Genomic DNA, 19,828 nt, shown 5'->3' with positions numbered 1-19,828 from the left:
CCACACCGACGCCCCGGCCATCCGGCCGGGGCGTCGGTGTACGGGAAATCGGGAGCGGCGGCTACTCGCCGCGGCGCAGCACCGCCAGGAACATCGCGTCGGTCCCGTGCCGCTGCGGCCAGAGCTGCACGGTGGGGCCGTCGCCGAGGCCGGGCATGCCGGCCGGCAGCAGCGGCCGGGCATCGACAAAATCGACCGGTACGCCGGAACGCCGCGCCGCCTCGGTCACCGTCACGTGGGTCTCCACCACGTGCGGCGAACAGGTCACGTACGCGACCACGCCACCGGGTCGGACCGCCCGGAGGGCGGCGGTGAGCAGTTCCCGTTGCAGTCGGGTCAGCGGCGGCAGGTCGGACGGTTGGCGACGCCAACGCGACTCGGGGCGGCGGCGCAACGACCCGAGCCCGGTGCAGGGTGCGTCGACCAGTACCCGGTCGAATCCGCCCGAGGGCAGGTCGGGGTCCTCGCCGACGGTCCGTCCGTCCATCGTGAGCACCTTGACCGGCAGGCCGCGTACCGCCTGGGAGACCAGCCGGGCCCGGTGCTCGGCCACCTCGACCGCGGTGAGGGTGGCTCCCCGCTGTGCGGCGAGCGCGCCGAGCAGACCGGCCTTGCCGCCGGGACCGGCGCAGAGGTCGAGCCAGCGGCTGTCCTCCCCCTCGACCGGGGCGGCGGCGACCGCGGCGGCGACGAGTTGGGAACCCTCGTCCTGCACGTGCGCCCGGCCGTCGTTGATCGCGGCCAGGTCACCCGGCGCCCCGCCGGACAGGTACACGGCGTACGGCGAGAAGGCGCCGGGCGCGCCGCGTACCTCGTCGGCGAGCGCGACCGGGTCGGCCCGGCCGGGCCGGGCGCAGAGGTGCACCGGCGGGCGCTCGTTGTCCTCGATCAGCAGTCGCGTGGTCTCGGACATGTCACCGCCGAGCGCCTCGGCGAACGATCGGATGATCCACTGCGGGTGGCTGTAGACGAGCGAGAGGTGCCCGACCGGATCGGTCTCGAACGGGGGCGCCAGCTCGGCGACCCAGGTGTCGAGGTCCTTGCCGGCGACCTCGCGCATCACCGCGTTGGCGAATCCGGTCGCGCCGGGTGCCACCGAGCGGACCAGTTCGACCGTCGCGGAGACGGCGGCGTGGGCCGGCACCCGGGTGTAGAGGAGCTGGTACGCACCGATGCGCAGCGCGTCGCGCGGCTGCGGGTCGATCCGGGCGACCTCGCGTGCCGCCGCGACGGCCAGGATCGCGTCCAGGGTGCCCCGTACCCGCAGCGTGCCGTAGGTCAGCTCGGTGGCGAAGGCGGCGTCACGTCCGTGCAGTCCCCAGTCGCGCAGGAGCCCCGGCAGCACCAGGTTCGCGTACGCGTCGTCCCGGTGCACCGCAGCCACGGCCTCGTACGCCGCCAGGCGCGGCAGGTCGGCCGGTGGGCCGCCCGGTCGACCGCGTCCGCCCGTACCGGTGGACCGGTCCCGCCCGCCACGGGCGTCCCGGGGGCGGCCACGGTCGTCGAAGCGGGGCCGTCCCCGTTCCTCGGAGCGCGGTCCCCCACGGGCGTCGGAGCGGAGGGCCGGGCGGTCGTCCGACCGGGCCGGCGGGCGGTCCTCGGAGCGGGTCTGGTCGCGGTTGTCGGACGAGGCGATCACTCGGTCACCTCGGCGTTCTGGAAGGTCTCGCCCGGGGCGACCCGGACGCCGCGCGCCCAGTCGGTGGCCGGCATCGGCTTCTTGCCCGCAGCGCGTACCTCGCCGAGGGCGACCGCGGTGGTGGCGGTGCCGACGAGTACCTGGGTCCGTTCGATGAGCAGCTCTCCTGGTTTGAGATCGGGTGAATTGGCGATCGGTCGGACCGGGCCGAGCTTGACCCGGTCGCCGCGGAAGGTGGTCCAGGCGCCGGGTGCCGGGGTGGCCGCCCGGATCCGCCGGTCCACCGCGAAGCCCGGTTCGGTCCACCGGACCTGGCCGTCGGCGACGGTCAGTTTCGGGGCCAGGGAGACCCCGTCGACCGGCTGCGGTTCGGCGCGGGCGGTGCCCGCCTCGATCGCGTCGAGCACGGCCACGAGCAGTCCGGCGCCGGAGGCGGCGAGTCGGGTCAGCAGGTCACCGGAGGTGTCGGTGGGGCGGATCTCGTCGGTCAGGGTGCCGTACACCGGGCCGGTGTCCAGCCCGGCTTCGAGCTGGAACACGCTGGCGCCGGTCACCGCGTCGCCGTGCAGCACCGCGTGCTGTACGGGCGCCGCCCCGCGCCAGGCGGGTAGCAGCGAGAAGTGCAGGTTGACCCAGCCGTGGGTGGGGATCTCCAGTGCCGCCGGCGGCACCAGCGCGCCGTACGCGACCACCGGTACGCAGTCCGGGGCCAGCTCGGTCAGCCGGGCCAGGAACTCGGGCTCACGCGGGCGGGCCGGGGTGAGCACCTCGATGCCGTGCTCGTCGGCCCAGGCGCCGACCGGGGAGCGGACCAGGCCACGGCCGCGTCCGGCGGGGGCGTCCGGGCGGGTCACCACGGCGAGCAGTTCGTGGCGGGAGGCGGCGACCGCCTCCAGGGCGGGCAGGGCGACGGCCGGTGTGCCGGCGAAGACCAGGCGCATCCGGGTCACCTCCCCAGGCCGAACGGACTGCCCGCGCCGTGCGGGCTGGTCTTGATCACCGGCGGGGCGCCGGCGTCGTACCAGTCCGCCGCGCGGATCGCCTTCATCGCCTCCTTGCGCCCCTCGACGGAGAGCCGGTCGAGGAAGAGCACCCCGTCGAGGTGGTCGGTCTCGTGCTGTACGCACCGGGCCATCAGCCCGGTGCCGACGATCTGCAGCGGGTCGCCGTACGAGTTGAAGCCCTTGGCCACGACGTTCTGCCGGCGCACGGTGTCGAAGTAGAGCCCGGGGATGGACAGGCAGCCCTCCGGGCCGTCCTGCTCCTCCTCGTCCGGGAAGGAGAGCACCGGGTTGATCAGGTGACCGACCACGTCGTCCACGTCGAAGGTGAACACCCGCAGGCCGACCCCGAGCTGTGGGGCGGCCAGACCGGCACCGTTGCGGTCACGCATCGTGTCGGTGAGGTCGGCGACCAGCTTGCGCAGCTCGGCGTCGAAGTCGACCACCGGCTCGGCCGGCGTGCGCAGCACCGGATCCCCGAACAGACGGATGGGCTGGACGGTCACGCGGGACGGCTCCTTAGCTGGGGGACGACGTTACCGGCGGGTCGGTCGCCCGGCGGGAAGCCCGCTCGGGCGGACCACCATCGGGAGAAACCGGCCCCCGGCGGAACGGGGGCAGACAGGATGCTGCCGTACCAGTCTACGGCGGCGGTACCGGCTGATTTCAGGCCACCGACACCGGCAGCCGCTCGTGGCCGTGCGGGGTGGGCAGGCCCGGTGGGCCGGCATCCCGACCCGGTTGAGCCCGGCTGTCCCCCGCGTCGACGGGACCGGGCGACCGGGGTCACGCGGTATCTCGGGCGATCCGGTGCGTGGCGGGACGCCGTTCGCCGGGCTCGCCGCGATGTCGGGTGACTGGCGATCAACCACGCCGCCGTCGCGCCGTCGTACCTCCGGAGCCGGATCCGAGGATCCGTCATGCCGCCCGGCGGTGCCGGGTGGCCCGTTACGAGGAGATGCCGGCCTCGCTGGCGAGGATCGGGTCGGCCGGGGCGGTGTCGGCCTGGGCGAGCACGTGTTCGGGCAGCGGCAGCCGTACGCCGTGCGCCGCGTCCCAGTCGTAGATCGTGCCCAGGCCGACCTCGGCCTGGAAGAACTCGACCGCGGACCGGCCGCCGACCACGGGCTCGTCGACCTCGGCGACCAGTCGGCCGGGGACCAGCTTGAACCCGTTGCGCAGGGCTGCGCTGAGTCGCCGGTGGCCGTCCACGACAAAGAAGTCGGTGCCGGTGTAGCCGATGCTGAGCGGTTCCAGGGCCGCCTCCCCTGCCTGCGCCACGTCGTTGACGAAGTCCGACTCCCAGAGTCCGCGCAGCCCCTGGATCTCCTGGCTGGGGTAGATCCGGCCGGGGTCGAGCAGGAGCAGCGGCGGCGCCTCCTGGAGCACCTGCTTGCCGAGGGTGCCCTCGAAGGCGGCGATGACGTGCTCGACGACCTCCATGGCGGAGGCTCGGGTGGTGTCGCAGATCAGGTCGTAGTTGCGCAGTTTGGCCTTGTCCACGCCGTACCGGAGGATGAACCGGCTGCGCTCGCTCTCGCTGCGTTCCCGGAGCTTGGTCCGGGCCTCCTCGATCGAGGTGTAGCTCTCGGCCGGGCCGGAGGGGCGGGCCAGCACCCGGCGGGCGGCCTCGGTCGACTCGGTGATCATGTGGATCTTCAGCGCGTCCCGGAAGAAGTGCCAGGCCAGGCGGCTGTCGACGATCAACTGCTCGCCGGAGTCGGCGATGTCCTGCTGGAGCTGGTCGACGTACCCGTCGACCGCCTGGTCGAGCTCGGCGTGCAGGTTGAGCTGCAGGGTGGTCATCTGACGCCGCTGCGCCATCTCGCGGTACAGGTCACCGACGCTGATTCGGCGCAGGCCGAGTCGCTTGGCGAGTTCGATCGACACGGTGCTCTTACCGCTGCCGAGATCTCCATTGAGAACGATCGATTGACGATCGGTCACGACGCACACACCCCTGATCGCAGACTGATTAGGATCACTCGATTACACACCGAACCGGTGTGATCACGGCATCGTCACACCAATGGGCGGCGACATGAGGGGCGATGTTACCACGCGTACACCAGGCTCCCGGCGGACCACAGGTCAGAACAGATCCAGCGGATCGACCTGGATCCGTACCGCCTGACCGGCCTTGCGGGCGGTGCGTACCCCGGCCGCCTCGTGCAGCGCGACCGCCAACGCACCGGCCCGGCCACGGGGCACCCGGACCAGCATCCGCTCCTGCCCCTCCCCCGCCGGCACCGGACCGAGGACCTCCGCCCCGGCCGGCAACCGGGTGACCGCGAGCAGGTCGGCGACCGCGTCGGGCGCCCCGGTCAGGCTCGCCATCCGGGCCGCCGGCGGGAAGCCCAGCTCCCTGCGCTCGGCCAGCTCACGGGCGGCGAACCAGGCCGGATCCCAGCGCAGCAGCGCCTGCACCGGCGCCAGCGCGCCGTCGGCCACCAGCACCACCCGGCCACCGGCCGCCGCCGGTCGGGCCAGCGCCGCAGCGGTCAGCCAGCGCCGCAGCGCCTCCTCGGCGGCCCGCAGGTCGGCCCGGGTCAGCAGCGCCCAGGAGTCCAGCAACAGCACCGCACCGTACCCACCGCCGGCCGCGAGCGGCTCCGCGCCGGGCGTCGCCACCACCAGCCCGGCCTCCGCCGGCACCTCACCGAGCACCTCCTCCCGACCCGAGGTCCGTACCGGCACGCCGGCGAACGCCCTCCCCAGCTCCTCCGCCGTACGCCGGGCGCCGACCACCGCCGCGCGCAGCCGCCGCCCCCCGCACTCGGGGCAGGTGTACGCCGCCGCGACCCGCCCACACCAGTGGCAGCTCGGTACGGCGTTCGCCGAACGCAGCGCGAGCGGCCCCGCGCAGTGCGGGCACCGGGCCGGAGCGCGGCAGTTGGCGCAGGAGACCGAGGGCAGGTACCCCCGACGCGGCACCTGGACCAGCACCGGCAGATCCGCCCGCAGCGCCGCCCGGGCCGCCTCCCACGCCAGGCTCGGCAGCCGCGCGGTCGCCGCCCCCGGATCCCGGGCCAGTTGTGGGTCGTCACCGGTCGGTGTCACCTGCGGCGTACGTGCCCGCACCGTCGCCCGGTCGGCCACGATCTCCTTCGCCCAACCGGTCTCGACCAGCAGTTGCGCCTCGGCGGTCCGGGCGTGCCCCGCCACCAGGACCGCCGCGTCACCGAGTTGGGCACGGGTGAGCAGCACCTCGCGGGCATGCGGGTACGGGGCGCGCGGTTCGGAGTGCAGGTCGTCGCCGTCGTCCCAGATCGCCACCAGCCCGAGCCGGTCGACCGGGGCGAACATCGCCGCCCGGGTGCCGATCACCACCGGCACCTGCCCCCGCGCGGCGGCGAGGAAGGCCCGGTAACGCTTGGCCGGGCCGAGCGCCGCGGAGAGCGCGACGTGCCGTCCGGTGCCGAGTTCGGCGGTGAGCGCCGCGTCGAGGCGGTCGAGGTCACGGGCGTCGGCGACCACCGCGACCACTCCCCGCCCACCGCGTACGGTGGCCGCGGCCGCCTCGGCGAACCGCGCCGCCCACTCCTCCCCGGGCAGCGCCGACCAGACCGCACGCGGGCGTCGCCCGTCGGTGAGCGCCCGCAGGAACCCCGGTCCGGCGGGATAGTCCCGCCACCCCCGCCCGGGTCGGTCGCCCGCCGCCAGGTCGGGGGGCGCCGCGACGTCGGTCGGCGGCGGGCCGGGTGTCGCCTGGGCGGGGAGCGCCGCGACGTCGGTCGGCGGCGGGTCGGGTGTCGCCTGGGCGGGGGCGGCCTGCGACTCGACCCGGGCGTGGCGGGGTGGCACGGCGAGCCGGAGCACGTCGACCAGACCACCGGCGTACCGGTCCGCGACCGCGCGGGCCAGCCGGGCGATCTCCGGGGAGAGCACCCGTTCCGCCGAGACGAGGCGTTCCAGGTAGGTCAGCCGGCCGTCGTGGGTTGAGGACTCGACCCGCTCCAGCAACCAGCCGTCGACCAGTTGGCCGGCGAACCGGACCCGGACCCGCGTGCCGGGCAGGGCCGTCTCGGCGAGTTCGCTGGGCACCAGGTAGTCGAACGGGCGGTCCAGGTGGGCCAGCGGCACGTCCACCACTACGCGAGCGACCGGCAGCCCGCTCGCGGACTGCCGGTCGGTACGCCTAGCGGTGGTCAGGCTCCTGCGGCCGACTTGAGGTCGGCGGCACGGTCGGTGCCCTCCCAGGTCAGATCCGGCAGCTCACGACCGAAGTGGCCGTACGCGGCGGTCTTCTGGTAGATCGGACGGAGCAGGTCGAGGTCACGGATGATCGCGGCCGGGCGCAGGTCGAAGACCTCACCGATCGCCTTCTCGATCCGCTCCACCGGGACGTTCTCCGTGCCGAAGGTCTCCACGAACAGGCTCACCGGGTGCGCCTTGCCGATCGCGTACGCGACCTGCACCTCGCACCGCTCGGCCAGCCCGGCGGCCACCACGTTCTTCGCCACCCACCGGGTCGCGTACGCCGCCGACCGGTCGACCTTCGACGGGTCCTTGCCGGAGAACGCGCCGCCGCCGTGCCGGGCGTAGCCACCGTAGGTGTCCACAATGATCTTCCGGCCGGTCAGACCCGCGTCGCCCATCGGGCCGCCGATCTCGAACCGCCCGGTCGGGTTCACCAGCAGCCGGTAACCCTCGGTCTCCAGGCCCAGTTCCTCGAGCTCCGGGGCGATGACGTGCTCGCGTACGTCCGGGGTCAGCAGCGACTCCAGCGAGATGTCCGCGGCGTGCTGGCTGGAGACGACCACCGTGTTCAGCCGGACCGGGCGCAGCCCGTCGTACTCGATGGTGACCTGGGTCTTGCCGTCCGGGCGCAGGTACGGGATCGTGCCGTCCTTGCGGGCCGAGGCGAGCCGGCGGGCCAGCCGGTGCGCCAACGCGATCGGCAGCGGCATCAGCTCGGGCGTCTCGGAGCAGGCGAAGCCGAACATCATGCCCTGGTCACCGGCACCCTGCGCGTCCAGCGCGCTCTCCGAGGAACCCGACCGCAGCTCGAGGGCGCTGTCCACGCCCTGCGCGATGTCGGGCGACTGGGAACCGATGGAGACGCTCACACCACACGAGGCCCCGTCGAAACCCTTCTTCGACGAGTCGTACCCGATCCCGAGAATCGTCTCCCGGACGATCGTCGGGATGTCGGCGTACGCCTTGGTGGTCACCTCACCCGCCACGTGCACCTGTCCGGTGGTGATGAGGGTCTCGACCGCCACCCGGCTGCGCGGGTCCTGGGTCAGCAGCGCGTCAAGGATGCCGTCGCTGATCTGGTCAGCGATCTTGTCCGGGTGGCCTTCCGTGACCGACTCGGAAGTGAACAGGCGGCGTGCCACGGTGCTCCTAAAGGATCTCGAAGAGTGTCGGCGGCAGTCTAGCGCCGCGGACATGGGTCATTTCCTCGGTGACAGTGTGCTCAGTGGTTAAGACGAAACGGTTAAGCGCGTTGTTACCAGGTCCCAGACGCCGTCGGCGAGGTCTTCCTTGGATTGTTCCGGGAAAACCGTCCTGGATCCATCCGCGCCCAGCACGACCGCAGTATTGAAGTCGGCGCCGAACACCTTGTCCCGCCCCACCTCGTTGACCACGATCAGATCCGCCTTCTTCCGCGCCAGCTTCGCCCGTGCGTTGGGCTCGGCCTCACGGGTCTCGGCGGCGAAGGCGACCAGTACCTGGTGAGTGTGGCGCCGTTCGCCGAGTTCGGCGGCGATGTCGGGGTTGGTGACCAGTTCGATGGTGGGCGCCGTACCGTCATCCGTTTTTTTGATCTTCTGGTCGGCGTACGTCGCCGGGCGGAAGTCCGCCGGTGCCGCCGCCATCACCACCACGTCCGCGTCCGCCGCCGCCGAGAGGGTGGCCTTGCGCAGTTCCTCCGTGGTGGACACGCGAACCACCTCCACCCCGGCCGGGTCGGGAAGCGAGACGTTGGCGGCAATCACTGTAACCATAGCGCCACGCACAGTAGCAGTGCGGGCAAAGGCGTAACCCTGTTTACCGGAGGATCGGTTACCCAGGAACCGCACCGGGTCGAGCGGCTCCCTGGTGCCACCGGCGGTGACCACCACCCGACGCCCGGTCAGGTCACGCGGCGCCACCGTCCCCCGGGTCAGCGTCCGCCGGGCGATCGCGAAGATCTCCGCCGGGTCGGGCAGTCGACCCTTGCCGGTGTCCGCGCCGGTCAGCCGTCCGCTGGCGGGCTCGATGACAAGTACGCCGCGAGCGCGCAGCGTCGCCACGTTGGCCACCGTCGCCGGGTGCTCCCACATCTCGGTGTGCATCGCCGGCGCCAGGACCACCGGGCAACGGGCGGTCAGCAGCGTGTTGGTGAGCAGGTCGTCGGCCAGCCCGTGCGCGACCTTGGCCAGCAGGTCGGCGGTGGTCGGTGCGACCACGACGAGATCCGCCTGCTTACCGATGCGGACGTGCGGGACCTCGTGCACCTCGGCCCAGACATCGTCCGCGACCGGCTTGCCGGAGAGCGCCGCCCAGGTCGGGGCGCCGACAAAACGCAGGGCCGAGGCCGTCGGTACGACCCGGACGTCATGCCCCGACTCGGTGAAGAGCCGGAGCAGTTCACAGGCCTTGTACGCGGCGATGCCCCCGCCTACGCCAAGAACGACCTGAGCGGGCATGAGCGATCTTTCGGTCCTGCTACGGCTGGTCGGTCGGCTCGGCGGTGAGCAGGCCCGCGTTGATCTCGCGCATCGCGATCGACAGCGGCTTCTCCTGCGGGGTGGTCTCGACCAGGGGTCCGACGTACTCCAGCAGACCCTCACCGAGCTGGCTGTAGTAGGCGTTGACCTGGCGGGCCCGCTTGGCCGCGAAGATCACCAGCGCGTACTTGGAGGTGGTCTTTTCCAGCAGCTCGTCGATCGGAGGGTTGGTGATGCCTTCGGGATTGGCGATGGAACCCACGAGATAAACCTCTGTGTCTCTCAACCGCTGGTACGCGGCTGAGCCGGAGTCAGAAAGGATGAACCGAGCAAGCCTACCAGTTCCTCCGCTGCCCGCTCGACGAAGTCGTTGACCACCACCCGGTCGATTTCCGCCCCGTCGTGCGGTTGGGCGGCCGGCGGAACCACTCCCGGCGGGACGAGGTACACCAGACGGGACCCGGGCATCGCGGCCCGTACGCGCCGGGCGCCGGGCAGGTCGAGACTGAGCAGCACCGGCTGGGCGGCCCGCAACCGGGTCTGGACCGGCTGGCGCGGCGTGCCGTGCAGGTGGCCGGCGTAGCGGTCCCACTCGATCAGTTCGTCGGCGGCGATCAGCGCCTCGAACTCGTCGCGGTCCACGAACAGACGCGTCCCGTCGGCCTCGTACGGGCAACGGGATCTGGTGGTCATCGGGACCGATACCCACAACACGGGCGAACGCGCCCGGATCAGCTCGATCACGCTCTCCTTGCCGGCCCCGGCAGGACCGGCAAGGAGCGTGAGACGAGCCGCCGGGCGCGCGTCGTCCACCGTACTCACTGCTTGTTTCTACACGCTGCCACTAACTAGTTGGCGGCGAACTCACCAAGCAGTGCCTTGCGCTGCTGGTCACCCAGGCCGCGCAGACGCCGGCTGTCGGCGATCTTGAGCTTCTCCATGATCTGGGTCGCCCGGATCTTGCCGATCCCCGGCATCGCCTGGAGGACGGCCGAAACCTTCAGCTTGCCGACGACGTCGTCGCCCTCCGCCCGGTCGAGGACGGCGGCGAGGGTGGTCTTGCCCTGCTTGAGCTGCTCCTTCAGCTCAGCACGGGCTTTGCGGATCTCCGCAGCCTTCTCCAGCGCGGCTGCACGCTGTTCGGGGCTCAGTTGGGGGAGCGGCACCAGTTCTCCTCAGGTCCCTATCGCGACGGGCGGAACGCACCGCCGCATCTGTGAAACGTGGGGTGGCTGGAAACCAAAGGGGTATGTGGTTCCCAGCGCCGGGAAAACTAGCGGTCAGCAGAGTTTTCGGCAACGTGGACGCGCCATGATCATGCGACCGTGACCGAGCTATCACTCACCGGCGCGGTCGAGTACGGCCCGACAATCGGCCAGCGCGCGGTCCGCGGCGGCGCGCAGCGCGGACCGGTCCGGGCCGTGCCCGAGCACCTCGCGGGAGTACGACGGCAGCACCGCGGTCAGGTCCCGACCGAAGACCGTACGCAGGTCGGCAGCGCTCCCGCCCTGGGCGCCGAGACCGGGCGCGAGCATCGGGCCGTGCACGCGGGACAGGTCGTGACCGGTCTCGCCGATCGTCGCGCCGACCACCAGCCCGAAACTTCCGAGCGGCTCGGCACCCGCGTTGAGCTGGGAAATCTCGTCGATCACGGTTTGCGCGACGGTCCGGCCGTCGGCGCCGCGGGCGTGTTGAACGGCCGGACCCTCCGGATTGGAGGTGAGCGCGAGCACGAAGACGCCGCCGCCGTGCGCCGCCGCCGTGTCGAACATCGGCGCGAGCGAGCCGACGCCCAGATACGGACTCGCGGTGATCGCATCGACATACAGCGGACTGGATGGATCGAGATACGCGGCGGCGTACGCGCTCACCGTGGAGCCGATGTCACCACGCTTGACATCCAGAAGCACAAGAGCTCCGGCATCTCTCAACTGTCGGATAGTTGACTCAAGTACCTCGAGTCCTCGGGACCCGAAGCGCTCGTAGAACGCCGACTGCGGCTTCACCACCGCGACCCGGTCGCCCAGTGCCTCGGCCACCGTCTCGCTGAACCGCGCCAACCCGGTCACGTCGTCGGGCAGTCCCCAGCGGTCCAGCAGCGCGCCGTGCGGGTCGATACCCACACAGAGCGGCCCCCGCTCCGCCATCGCCCGGTGCAGCCGCGTCCCGAAGCTCTCCATCGCGCTCTCCTCTCCTCGCCACGACGCGGGGCGCGCCACGGCTCCAGCCCTCCCGGTACGCACCCGGCGTCGCGGGTGCGGCACGCAGCCTTCCGCGGTCCGGCAGCCGGCCCTCCCGGTACGGGGACCGGATGTCGGCGGCCACCGGTGGTGGTGGCCGGCGGGGTGACGGCGGATCAGCCCGCGGCGACGGCGGCGGCCACCCCCGCGCCGATCCGGGCCAGGTCCTCGTCGTCGGTCACATACGGCGGCATGGTGTAGACCAGGTCGCGGAACGGGCGCAGCCACACCCCCCGGTCCACCGCTGCGGCGGTCGCGGCCGGCAGGTCGACCTCGTGGTCGAGCTGCACCACACCGATCGCGCCGAGCACCCGTACGTCGGCCACGCCCGGCGTGCCACGCAACGGCTCCAGACCCGTCCGGAGACCCGCCTGCACCCTCGCCACCTCCGCCGGCCAGTTTCCGGCCCGCAGCAGCCCGATGGAGGCGTTCGCGACGGCACACGCGAGCGGGTTCCCCATGAACGTCGGCCCGTGCGCCAACACACCACCGGCCCCGATTCCCCGGGCCACCTCCGGTGTGCAGAGCGCCGCCGCGAGGCTCAGGTAGCCACCGGTGAGCGCCTTCCCGACGCAGATCACGTCCGGGGTGACCCCCGCGTGCTCGGCGGCGAAGAACGTACCGGTGCGACCGAAACCCGTAGCGATCTCGTCGAAAATGAGTAACACCCCATGCGCGGCGGTGACCTCGCGCAGCACCCGTAGGTAGTGCGGATTGTGGAACCGCATGCCCCCGGCGCCCTGCACCACCGGCTCGACGATGACCGCCGCCAGCTCGTGCGCGTACCGGGCGACCTGGTCGGCCAGCACCGCCGCGTAGTCCTCGTCCACCGGTGCGTCGAAGCCGGCCGGCGGTACGGGCGCGAACACCTGCCGGGGCAACACGTCCCGCCAGAGGTGGTGCATCCCGCCCTCGGGATCGCAGACGCTCATCGGCTGGAACGTGTCCCCGTGGTAACCACCGCGCCAGGTGGCCAACCGGTGCCGCTCCGGGCGACCCCGGCCGAGCTGGTACTGCAGGGCCATCTTGACCGCCACCTCGACACTGACCGAGCCGGAGTCGCAGAGGAACACGTGCTCCAGTCCGGGCGGGGTGAGGTCGACCAGGTTGCGGGCCAGCTCGATCGCCGGCCCGTGGGTCAGCCCACCGAACATCACGTGGCTCATCCGGCCGAGTTGCCCGGTGACGGCGGCGTCCAGGACCGGATGCCGGTAACCGTGGATCGCGGCCCACCACGACGACATCCCGTCGACCAGCTCACGCCCGTCGGCCAGCCGCAGGCGTACGCCCTCGGCCTCGGTGACGAGGTAGGGCTGCGTGGTCGCGGGCATCGGCGCGTACGGGTGCCAGACGTGCGCGGCGTCGGCGGCGAGCAACTCGGCGGGGGTCACGGCCGGGCCGACCGCGCGATCGCGCGGGCCAGACCCGGCCCGCGATAGATGAAGCCGGTGTAGAGCTGCACCAGGCTCGCCCCGGCGTCGAAGAGGCGGTTCGCGTCGTCCGGATCCATGATCCCGCCGACCCCGATCACCGGCAGCGCCCCGCCGGTCTCCCGGTGGACGAAGGAGACCACCTCCCGGGCCCGTGCGGTCAGCGGCCGACCGGACAGGCCACCGGTCTCCGTACCCCGGGGTTCGTCGGCGGCGGCGAGGCCGCCGCGGCCGAGCGTGGTGTTGGTGGCGATGACACCCGCCGCGCCCCGGTCGAGACAGACCCGCAGCAGTTCGGCGATGGCCGGCTCGGTGAGGTCCGGGGCGATCTTCACCAGCACCGGCTTCTCCCCCACCAGTGCGTCGAGCAGCGCGTCGAGGTGCTCCCGGTCCTGCAACGCGCGCAGGCCCGGGGTGTTCGGCGACGAGACGTTGACCGCGAAGTAGTCGCCGTGCTCCCGCAGCGCCCGGTAGGAGGCGACGTAGTCGCCCACCGCGTCGTCCAGCGGGGTCACCTTCGACTTGCCCAGCGAGATGCCCAGCGGTACGCGCAGCCCCGGCCCGGCCGCCAGCCGCCGGGCCAACGCCTGCGCCCCCTCGTTGTTGAACCCCATCCGGTTGATCACCGCGGTGCTCTCCGGCAGCCGGAACAGCCGGGGCCGGGGATTGCCCGGCTGGGCGTGTGCGGTGACCGTGCCGACCTCGACGAAACCGAAGCCCAGCGCCGGCCAGGCCGGCAGTGCCACCCCGTTCTTGTCCATCCCGGCGGCCAGCCCGACCGGGTTGGGGAAGTCCAACCCGAAGACCCGGCGCGGCGCCGCCACCGCGTACGCGGACCGGAGCGCGGCCAGCGCGGCCGGCCGCCCGGAGAGGGCGGCCAGCCGGTGCAGGGTCCACTCGTGTGCCGTCTCGGCGTCACCGCCACCGAGCCGGAACAGCGCGGGGCGGACCACCCGCTCGAAGATCACTCGCCGGCCCGCAGGGCGGCGTGCAGCTCCTGCAACGGGCGTACGGCCATGTCGCCGCGGATCAGCGCCTCGATGCCCATCACCGCCGCCGCCGCACCCGGCACGGTGGTGATGCACGGGATGTCCGCGTTCACCGCCGCGCTGCGGATCTCGTAGCCGTCGGACCGGGCGCTGGCACCGGAGCCCTGCGGGGTGTTGATGACCAGGGCCACCTCACCGGCCGCGATCAACGAGACCGCGTCCGGACCGGCACCGGCCTCCTCGTAGTGCTTGCGGATCAGCTCGCAGGAGATGCCGTGCCGGCGCAGGACCTCGCCGGTGCCGACGGTGGCGACGATCTCGAACCCGAGGTCGGCCAGCCGCTTCACCGGGAAGATCATGGCGCGCTTGTCCCGGTTGGCCACCGAGACGAAGACCTTGCCGGCGGTCGGCAGCGAGCCGTACGCGGCCGCCTGGGACTTGGCGAACGCGTGCCCGAACGCCACGTCGATGCCCATCACCTCACCGGTGGACTTCATCTCCGGACCGAGCAGCGAGTCGACCCCCTGCCCGGCGCGGGTACGGAACCGCTTGAACGGGAGCACCGCCTCCTTGACCGCGATCGGGGCGTCGACCGGCATCGTGCCGCCGTCCCCGGTCGGCGGGAGCAGCCGCTCCGCGCGCAGGTCGGCGATCCGGGCGCCGAGCATGATCCGGGCCGCCGCCTTGGCCAGCGGCACCGCGGTCGCCTTGGAGACGAACGGGACCGTACGCGAGGCGCGCGGGTTGGCCTCCAGCACGTACAGGGCGTCGTCCTTGAGCGCGTACTGCACGTTGAGCAGGCCGCGTACGCCGACACCACGGGCGATCGCCTCGGTGTAGCGGCGTACGGCCGCCAGGTGCGAACTCGCGAGGGTGATCGGCGGCAGGGCGCAGGACGAGTCGCCGGAGTGGATGCCGGCCTCCTCGATGTGCTCCATCACGCCACCGATGTAGACCTCGCCGTCGGCGTCGCAGAGCGCGTCCACGTCGATCTCGATCGCGTCGTCGAGGAACCGGTCGACCAGCACCGGGTGGTCCGGCGAGATGTCGGTCGCCCGGCCGATGTAGTCGCGCAGGGTCGGGTCGTCGTAGACGATCTCCATGCCCCGACCGCCGAGCACGTACGACGGCCGGACCAGCACCGGGTACCCGATCTCGTCGGCGATCGCCTTGGCCTCGTCGTACGAGGTGGCGGTGCCGTGCTCGGGGGCCCGCAGGCCGGCTCGGGCGAGCACCGCGCCGAACGCGCCCCGGTCCTCGGCCAGGTTGATCGACTCCGGGGAGGTGCCGACGATCGGCACCCCGGCGTCCTTGAGCCGCTGGGCCAGGCCGAGCGGGGTCTGCCCACCGAGCTGGACGATCACCCCGACCACACCGGGACCCCCGGCCGCCTTGCCGGAACTGTCCTCGGCGTGCCAGACCTCGAGCACGTCCTCGAAGGTGAGCGGTTCGAAGTAGAGCCGGTCGGCGGTGTCGTAGTCGGTGGAGACGGTCTCCGGGTTGCAGTTGACCATCACGGTCTCGTACCCGGTGCCGACCGCGCCCGGCAGCGGCGCGCCCTGCAACGCCAGTACGGCGTGCACGCACGAGTAGTCGAACTCGATCCCCTGCCCGATCCGGTTCGGCCCCGAGCCCAGGATCAGCACCTTGGGCCGGTCCGAGCCGGCGACCTCGGTCTCCTCGTCGTAGGACGAGTAGTGGTACGGGGTGGTGGCAGCGAACTCGGCCGCGCAGGTGTCCACGGTCTTGTAGACCGGGCGCAGCCCGAGCCGGTGCCGCAGGACGCGTACCCCGTCCTCGGCCGCGAGTTCCGGGCGCAGCGCGGCGATCTGCCGGTCGGACAACCCTGCCCGCTTGGCCCGACGCAGCATCGCCGCGTCGAGTACGGGCGCGGCGACGATCTCCTCCCGCAGGTCGACCAGGGAGGCGATCTGGTCCAGGAACCAGGGGTCGATGCCGCCGGAGGCGGCGGAGACCTCGGCGACCGAGGCACCCAACCGGAGCGCTCGCTCCACTGTGTACAGTCGGCCGTCGTGTGGGGTAGCCAGGGCGGTGAGGGTGGACTCGACCGTCGACCCGGCCGGGTCCGGTACGGTCCAGAATCCGGCCGCCTTCGTCTCCATCGAGCGCATCGCCTTGTTCAGCGCCTCGGTGAAGTTGCGGCCCAGGCTCATCGCCTCGCCCACCGACTTCATCGTGGTGGTCAGCTCCGGGTCGGCGCCGGGGAACTTCTCGAACGCGAACCGAGGAATCTTGACCACCACGTAGTCCAGCGTCGGCTCGAACGCGGCCGGGGTCTGGAGGGTGATGTCGTTCGGGATCTCGTCCAGGGTGTAGCCGATGGCGAGCTTCGCCGCGATCTTGGCGATCGGGAAGCCGGTCGCCTTCGAGGCCAACGCGGACGAGCGGGAGACCCGGGGGTTCATCTCGATCACGACGATCCGGCCGTCGGTCGGGTTGACCGCGAACTGGATGTTGCACCCGCCGGTGTCCACCCCGACCTCGCGCAGGACCGCGATGCCGAGGTCACGCAGGTGTTGGTACTCCCGGTCGGTGAGCGTCATGGCCGGTGCGACGGTGACGCTGTCGCCGGTGTGCACACCCATCGGGTCGATGTTCTCGATCGAGCAGACCACCACCACGTTGTCATGGCGGTCGCGCATCAGCTCGAGCTCGTACTCCTTCCAGCCGAGCACGCTCTCCTCGATCAGGACCTCGTGCACGGGGCTTGCGGTCAGCCCCGCCCCGGCGATCCGGGCCAGGTCCTCGTCGGTGTGCGCCATGCCGGAACCGAGCCCGCCCATGGTGAACGACGGCCGGATCACCACCGGGAGCCCCAGCTCGCCGACGGTCTGGCGAACCTCGTCCATCGAGTGGCAGACCCGCGAGCGGGGCACCAGCGAGGTCGGGTCGGCGATGCCGATCCGGGCCCCCGCCTTGGCGACGACCTCCTTGAAGAGCTGCCGGTCCTCGCCCCGGCGGATCGCGTCGATGTCGGCGCCGATCAGCTCCACGCCGTATTTCTCCAGCACACCCGACTCGTGCAGCGCCACCGCCGTGTTCAGCGCGGTCTGGCCGCCCAGGGTGGCAAGCAGCGCGTCCGGCCGCTCCCTGGCGATGACCAGCTCGACGAAGTCCGGGGTGATCGGCTCGACGTAGGTGGCGTCGGCGTACTCGGGGTCGGTCATGATCGTCGCCGGGTTCGAGTTGACCAGGCTGACCCGCAGGCCTTCGCTGCGCAGCACCCGGCAGGCCTGGGTGCCGGAGTAGTCGAACTCGCAGGCCTGTCCGATCACGATCGGACCGGAACCGATCACGAGTACGTGGCGCAAATCGGTCCGCTTAGGCATGGTTCCCGCCCTCGTTCTTGTTGCCCTGGCCACGCCCCGGCTGCCGCTCGCCCTCGATCAGCTCCGCGAAGCGATCGAAGAGGTAGTCCGCGTCGTGCGGGCCGGCGGCTGCCTCGGGGTGGTACTGCACGGTGAAAGCGGGTACGTCCTTCGCCCGCAGGCCCTCGACCACATTGTCGTTGAGGCAGACGTGACTGACCTCGACCGCGCCGAAGTCGGTCTCGATGAACTGGCCCGCCGGCACATCCCCGCCGGGCTCACGCCCCGGCCAGTCGACCGCGAAGCCGTGGTTGTGCGAGGTCACCTCGACCCGCCCGGTGACCCGGTCCAGGACCGGCTGGTTGATGCCCCGGTGGCCGTAGCCCAGCTTGTAGGTGCCGAAGCCGAGCGCCCGGCCGAGGATCTGGCTGCCGAAGCAGATGCCGAACAGCGGGATCCGCCGGCTGAGCACCTCACGGGCCAGCCCGACCGGGTGGTCGGCGGTCGCCGGGTCGCCCGGACCGGGCGAGAAGAAGACCGCGTCCGCACCGGTGGCGAGCAGGTCCTCGATGCTCGACGAGGCCGGCAGGACGTGGGTGGTCACCCCACGGGCGGCGAGCCGGCGCGGGACGTTGCGCTTGATCCCCAGGTCCAGCGCGGCGACCGTGAACCGGTGCGCGCCCTGCGCGTCGACCGTGTACGGCCGGGGCGTGGTCACCTCCGCCGACAGGTCCGCGCCGACCATCTCCGGGGTGGCCCGGACCCGGGCCAGCAGGGCCTGCGGGTCGTCATCGAGGCTGGAGATGCCGACCCGCATGGCACCCTTGTCCCGCAGATGACGGGTCAGCGCGCGGGTGTCGATCCCGGAGATGCCGACCACACCCTCGGCGGCGAGCCGGTCCTCCAGACCGCCGGACGCCCGCCAGTTGGAGCCGATCCGGGCCGGGTCGCGGACCACGTAACCGGCCACCCAGATCCGGCCCGACTCGTCGTCCTCGCCGTTGACCCCGGTGTTGCCGATGTGCGGCGCGGTCTGCACCACGACCTGACGGTGGTAGGACGGGTCGGTCAGGGTCTCCTGGTAACCGGTCATCCCGGTGTTGAAGACCGCCTCACCGAAGGTCTCCCCCACACTGCCGTACGCCTCACCGTGGAACGTCCGGCCATCCTCCAGTACGAGGATCGCGGGCCTGCGTCGCATCATGACTTACCTCCGATCGGGACTGCGGGGCTCGCAAGCTCACTCCTCGCTCCGATCACCTGACTGCCTTTCCATCAAGCACCGTCGGCTCGCCGCGCAGGAACGTGGCCACGATCCGGCCGGGCAGCACGGTGCCGGCGTACGGGGTGTTGCGGCTGCGGCTGGCCAGCTCAGCGGGGTCGACGGTACGGCGTGCGGCCGGGTCGACCAGGGTGAGGTTGGCCACCGCCCCCGGTGCGGGGTCGTGCCCGTGCTCGGTCAGGCCGGCGATCCGGGCCGGAACCCGGGACATCCGGTCGGCGATCAGGTCCCAGCGCTCACCGAGCACCGAGAGCAGCACCGGCAGGGCGGTCTCCAGCCCGAGCATGCCCGGACGGGCGTACGCCCACTCGCACTCCTTGTCCTCCAGCGCGTGCGGGGCGTGGTCGGTGGCGACGATGTCGATGATCCCCTCGACCAGGGCGGCCCGCAGGGCGGCCACGTCGGTGGCCGTACGCAGCGGTGGGTTGACCTTGAAGACCGGGTCGTAGCTGGCCGCCAGCTCGTCGGTGAGCAGCAGGTGGTGCGGGGTGACCTCGGCGGTCACCCGGACCCCGCGCGCCTTGGCCTGGCGCAGCACCTCGACGCTGCCGGCGGTGGAGACGTGGCAGACGTGCAGCCGGCTGCCGACGTGCTCGGCGAGCAGGACGTCGCGGGCGATGATCGCCTCCTCGGCGACGGCCGGCCAGCCGGTGAGTCCGAGCCGGGTGGAGACCTCGCCCTCGTGCAACTGGGCGCCCTCGGTCAGCCGGGGCTCCTCGGCGTGCTGCGCGATCACCCCGTCGAACGCCTTGACGTATTCCAGGGCCCGGCGCATCAGCCTCGGGTCGGCCACGCAGTGCCCGTCGTCGGAGAAGATCCGTACCCGGGCGGCCGAGTCGGCCATCGCGCCGAGTTCGGCCAGCCGCTCCCCGCCCAGGCCTACGGTGACGGCCCCGATCGGCTGCACGTCGACCAGCCCGGCCTCCCGGCCGAGCCGCCAGACCTGTTCCACCACCCCGGCGGTGTCCGCGACCGGCGAGGTGTTCGCCATCGCGCAGACCGCGGTGTAACCGCCGAGCGCGGCGGCACGGGAGCCGGACTCGACCGTCTCGGCGTCCTCCCGTCCCGGTTCGCGCAGGTGGGTGTGCAGGTCGACCAGGCCGGGCAGGGCCACCAGGCCGTCCGCGTCGACCACCGTGGCGTCGCGGGCGTCGAGGTTGCGGCCGGCGGAGACCACCAGGCCGTCGCGGAGCAGCAGGTCGGTCGGCTCGGCGCCGACCACCCGGGCGCCCTTGATCAGGTACGCACTCATGACGTTT

Annotated in this window: 16 protein-coding genes; all 16 read right to left on the bottom strand. The window is 72.1% G+C overall.

Going from position 1 to position 19,828, the window contains the following annotated elements; genetic code table 11:
- Positions 1-61: 61 nt before the first annotated feature.
- The 16 genes from ACWEFB_RS15795 to ACWEFB_RS15720 all read right to left on the bottom strand — a co-directional run bounded on the left by ACWEFB_RS15795 (position 62) and on the right by ACWEFB_RS15720 (position 19,821).
- Positions 62-1,636: an RsmB/NOP family class I SAM-dependent RNA methyltransferase gene (locus ACWEFB_RS15795; protein WP_452286063.1), complete on the bottom strand. Its 1,575-nt coding sequence runs from the start codon at positions 1,634-1,636 to the stop codon at positions 62-64.
- Entirely contained in the window at positions 1,636-2,580 is a 945-nt protein-coding gene (gene fmt, locus ACWEFB_RS15790) for a methionyl-tRNA formyltransferase (protein ID WP_452285962.1), read from the bottom strand. Before fmt ends, ACWEFB_RS15795 begins: the two co-directional genes overlap by 1 nt.
- A gap of 5 nt (positions 2,581-2,585) precedes the next feature.
- Complete coding sequence (gene def, locus ACWEFB_RS15785; RefSeq protein WP_452285960.1) at positions 2,586-3,146, bottom strand: peptide deformylase; 561 nt, start codon at positions 3,144-3,146, stop codon at positions 2,586-2,588.
- Between the two features lie 442 nt (positions 3,147-3,588).
- A complete protein-coding gene (locus tag ACWEFB_RS15780; protein ID WP_326559439.1) occupies positions 3,589-4,587 on the bottom strand; it encodes an AAA family ATPase in 999 nt (332 codons plus the stop codon).
- A 144-nt stretch (positions 4,588-4,731) separates the two neighbouring features.
- Positions 4,732-6,729 (bottom strand): primosomal protein N', encoded by a 1,998-nt coding sequence (locus ACWEFB_RS15775; protein WP_452286061.1) that lies wholly within the window; start codon positions 6,727-6,729, stop codon positions 4,732-4,734.
- A 59-nt stretch (positions 6,730-6,788) separates the two neighbouring features.
- Positions 6,789-7,982 carry a methionine adenosyltransferase gene (gene metK / locus ACWEFB_RS15770; RefSeq protein ID WP_326559440.1) on the bottom strand — a complete coding sequence of 398 codons (1,194 nt, stop codon included), beginning with the start codon at positions 7,980-7,982 and terminating at the stop codon, positions 6,789-6,791.
- A gap of 87 nt (positions 7,983-8,069) precedes the next feature.
- Positions 8,070-9,278, bottom strand: coding sequence for a bifunctional phosphopantothenoylcysteine decarboxylase/phosphopantothenate--cysteine ligase CoaBC (gene coaBC, locus ACWEFB_RS15765; protein ID WP_452285958.1), 1,209 nt, complete (start codon positions 9,276-9,278; stop codon positions 8,070-8,072).
- Between the two features lie 19 nt (positions 9,279-9,297).
- Positions 9,298-9,561, bottom strand: a complete 264-nt coding sequence (gene rpoZ / locus ACWEFB_RS15760) for a DNA-directed RNA polymerase subunit omega (protein ID WP_007075826.1) — start codon at positions 9,559-9,561, stop codon at positions 9,298-9,300.
- 20 nt (positions 9,562-9,581) lie between these two features.
- The gene (locus tag ACWEFB_RS15755) at positions 9,582-10,043 is read right to left on the bottom strand and encodes a guanylate kinase (protein WP_452286059.1); all 462 of its coding nucleotides are present in this window, start codon (positions 10,041-10,043) and stop codon (positions 9,582-9,584) included.
- 104 nt (positions 10,044-10,147) lie between these two features.
- Positions 10,148-10,465 (bottom strand): integration host factor, actinobacterial type, encoded by a 318-nt coding sequence (gene mihF / locus ACWEFB_RS15750; protein WP_326559443.1) that lies wholly within the window; start codon positions 10,463-10,465, stop codon positions 10,148-10,150.
- A gap of 171 nt (positions 10,466-10,636) precedes the next feature.
- Positions 10,637-11,479 carry an orotidine-5'-phosphate decarboxylase gene (gene pyrF, locus ACWEFB_RS15745; RefSeq protein ID WP_452285955.1) on the bottom strand — a complete coding sequence of 281 codons (843 nt, stop codon included), beginning with the start codon at positions 11,477-11,479 and terminating at the stop codon, positions 10,637-10,639.
- Between the two features lie 176 nt (positions 11,480-11,655).
- Entirely contained in the window at positions 11,656-12,930 is a 1,275-nt protein-coding gene (locus ACWEFB_RS15740) for an adenosylmethionine--8-amino-7-oxononanoate transaminase (RefSeq protein WP_452285953.1), read from the bottom strand.
- Positions 12,927-13,937, bottom strand: a complete 1,011-nt coding sequence (locus tag ACWEFB_RS15735) for a quinone-dependent dihydroorotate dehydrogenase (RefSeq protein WP_326559446.1) — start codon at positions 13,935-13,937, stop codon at positions 12,927-12,929. Before ACWEFB_RS15735 ends, ACWEFB_RS15740 begins: the two co-directional genes overlap by 4 nt.
- Positions 13,934-17,308, bottom strand: coding sequence for a carbamoyl-phosphate synthase large subunit (carB, locus tag ACWEFB_RS15730; RefSeq protein WP_452285951.1), 3,375 nt, complete (start codon positions 17,306-17,308; stop codon positions 13,934-13,936). Before carB ends, ACWEFB_RS15735 begins: the two co-directional genes overlap by 4 nt.
- A complete protein-coding gene (gene carA / locus ACWEFB_RS15725) occupies positions 17,301-18,488 on the bottom strand; it encodes a glutamine-hydrolyzing carbamoyl-phosphate synthase small subunit (protein WP_452286058.1) in 1,188 nt (395 codons plus the stop codon). The genes carB and carA overlap by 8 nt, the downstream gene beginning before the upstream one ends.
- A gap of 55 nt (positions 18,489-18,543) precedes the next feature.
- Positions 18,544-19,821 carry a dihydroorotase gene (locus ACWEFB_RS15720; protein WP_452285949.1) on the bottom strand — a complete coding sequence of 426 codons (1,278 nt, stop codon included), beginning with the start codon at positions 19,819-19,821 and terminating at the stop codon, positions 18,544-18,546.
- Positions 19,822-19,828 lie beyond the last annotated feature (7 nt).

It is taken from the genome of Micromonospora sp. NPDC004704 (genome assembly GCF_053601675.1).
This window is presented reverse-complemented; position numbering and strand designations above follow the sequence as displayed.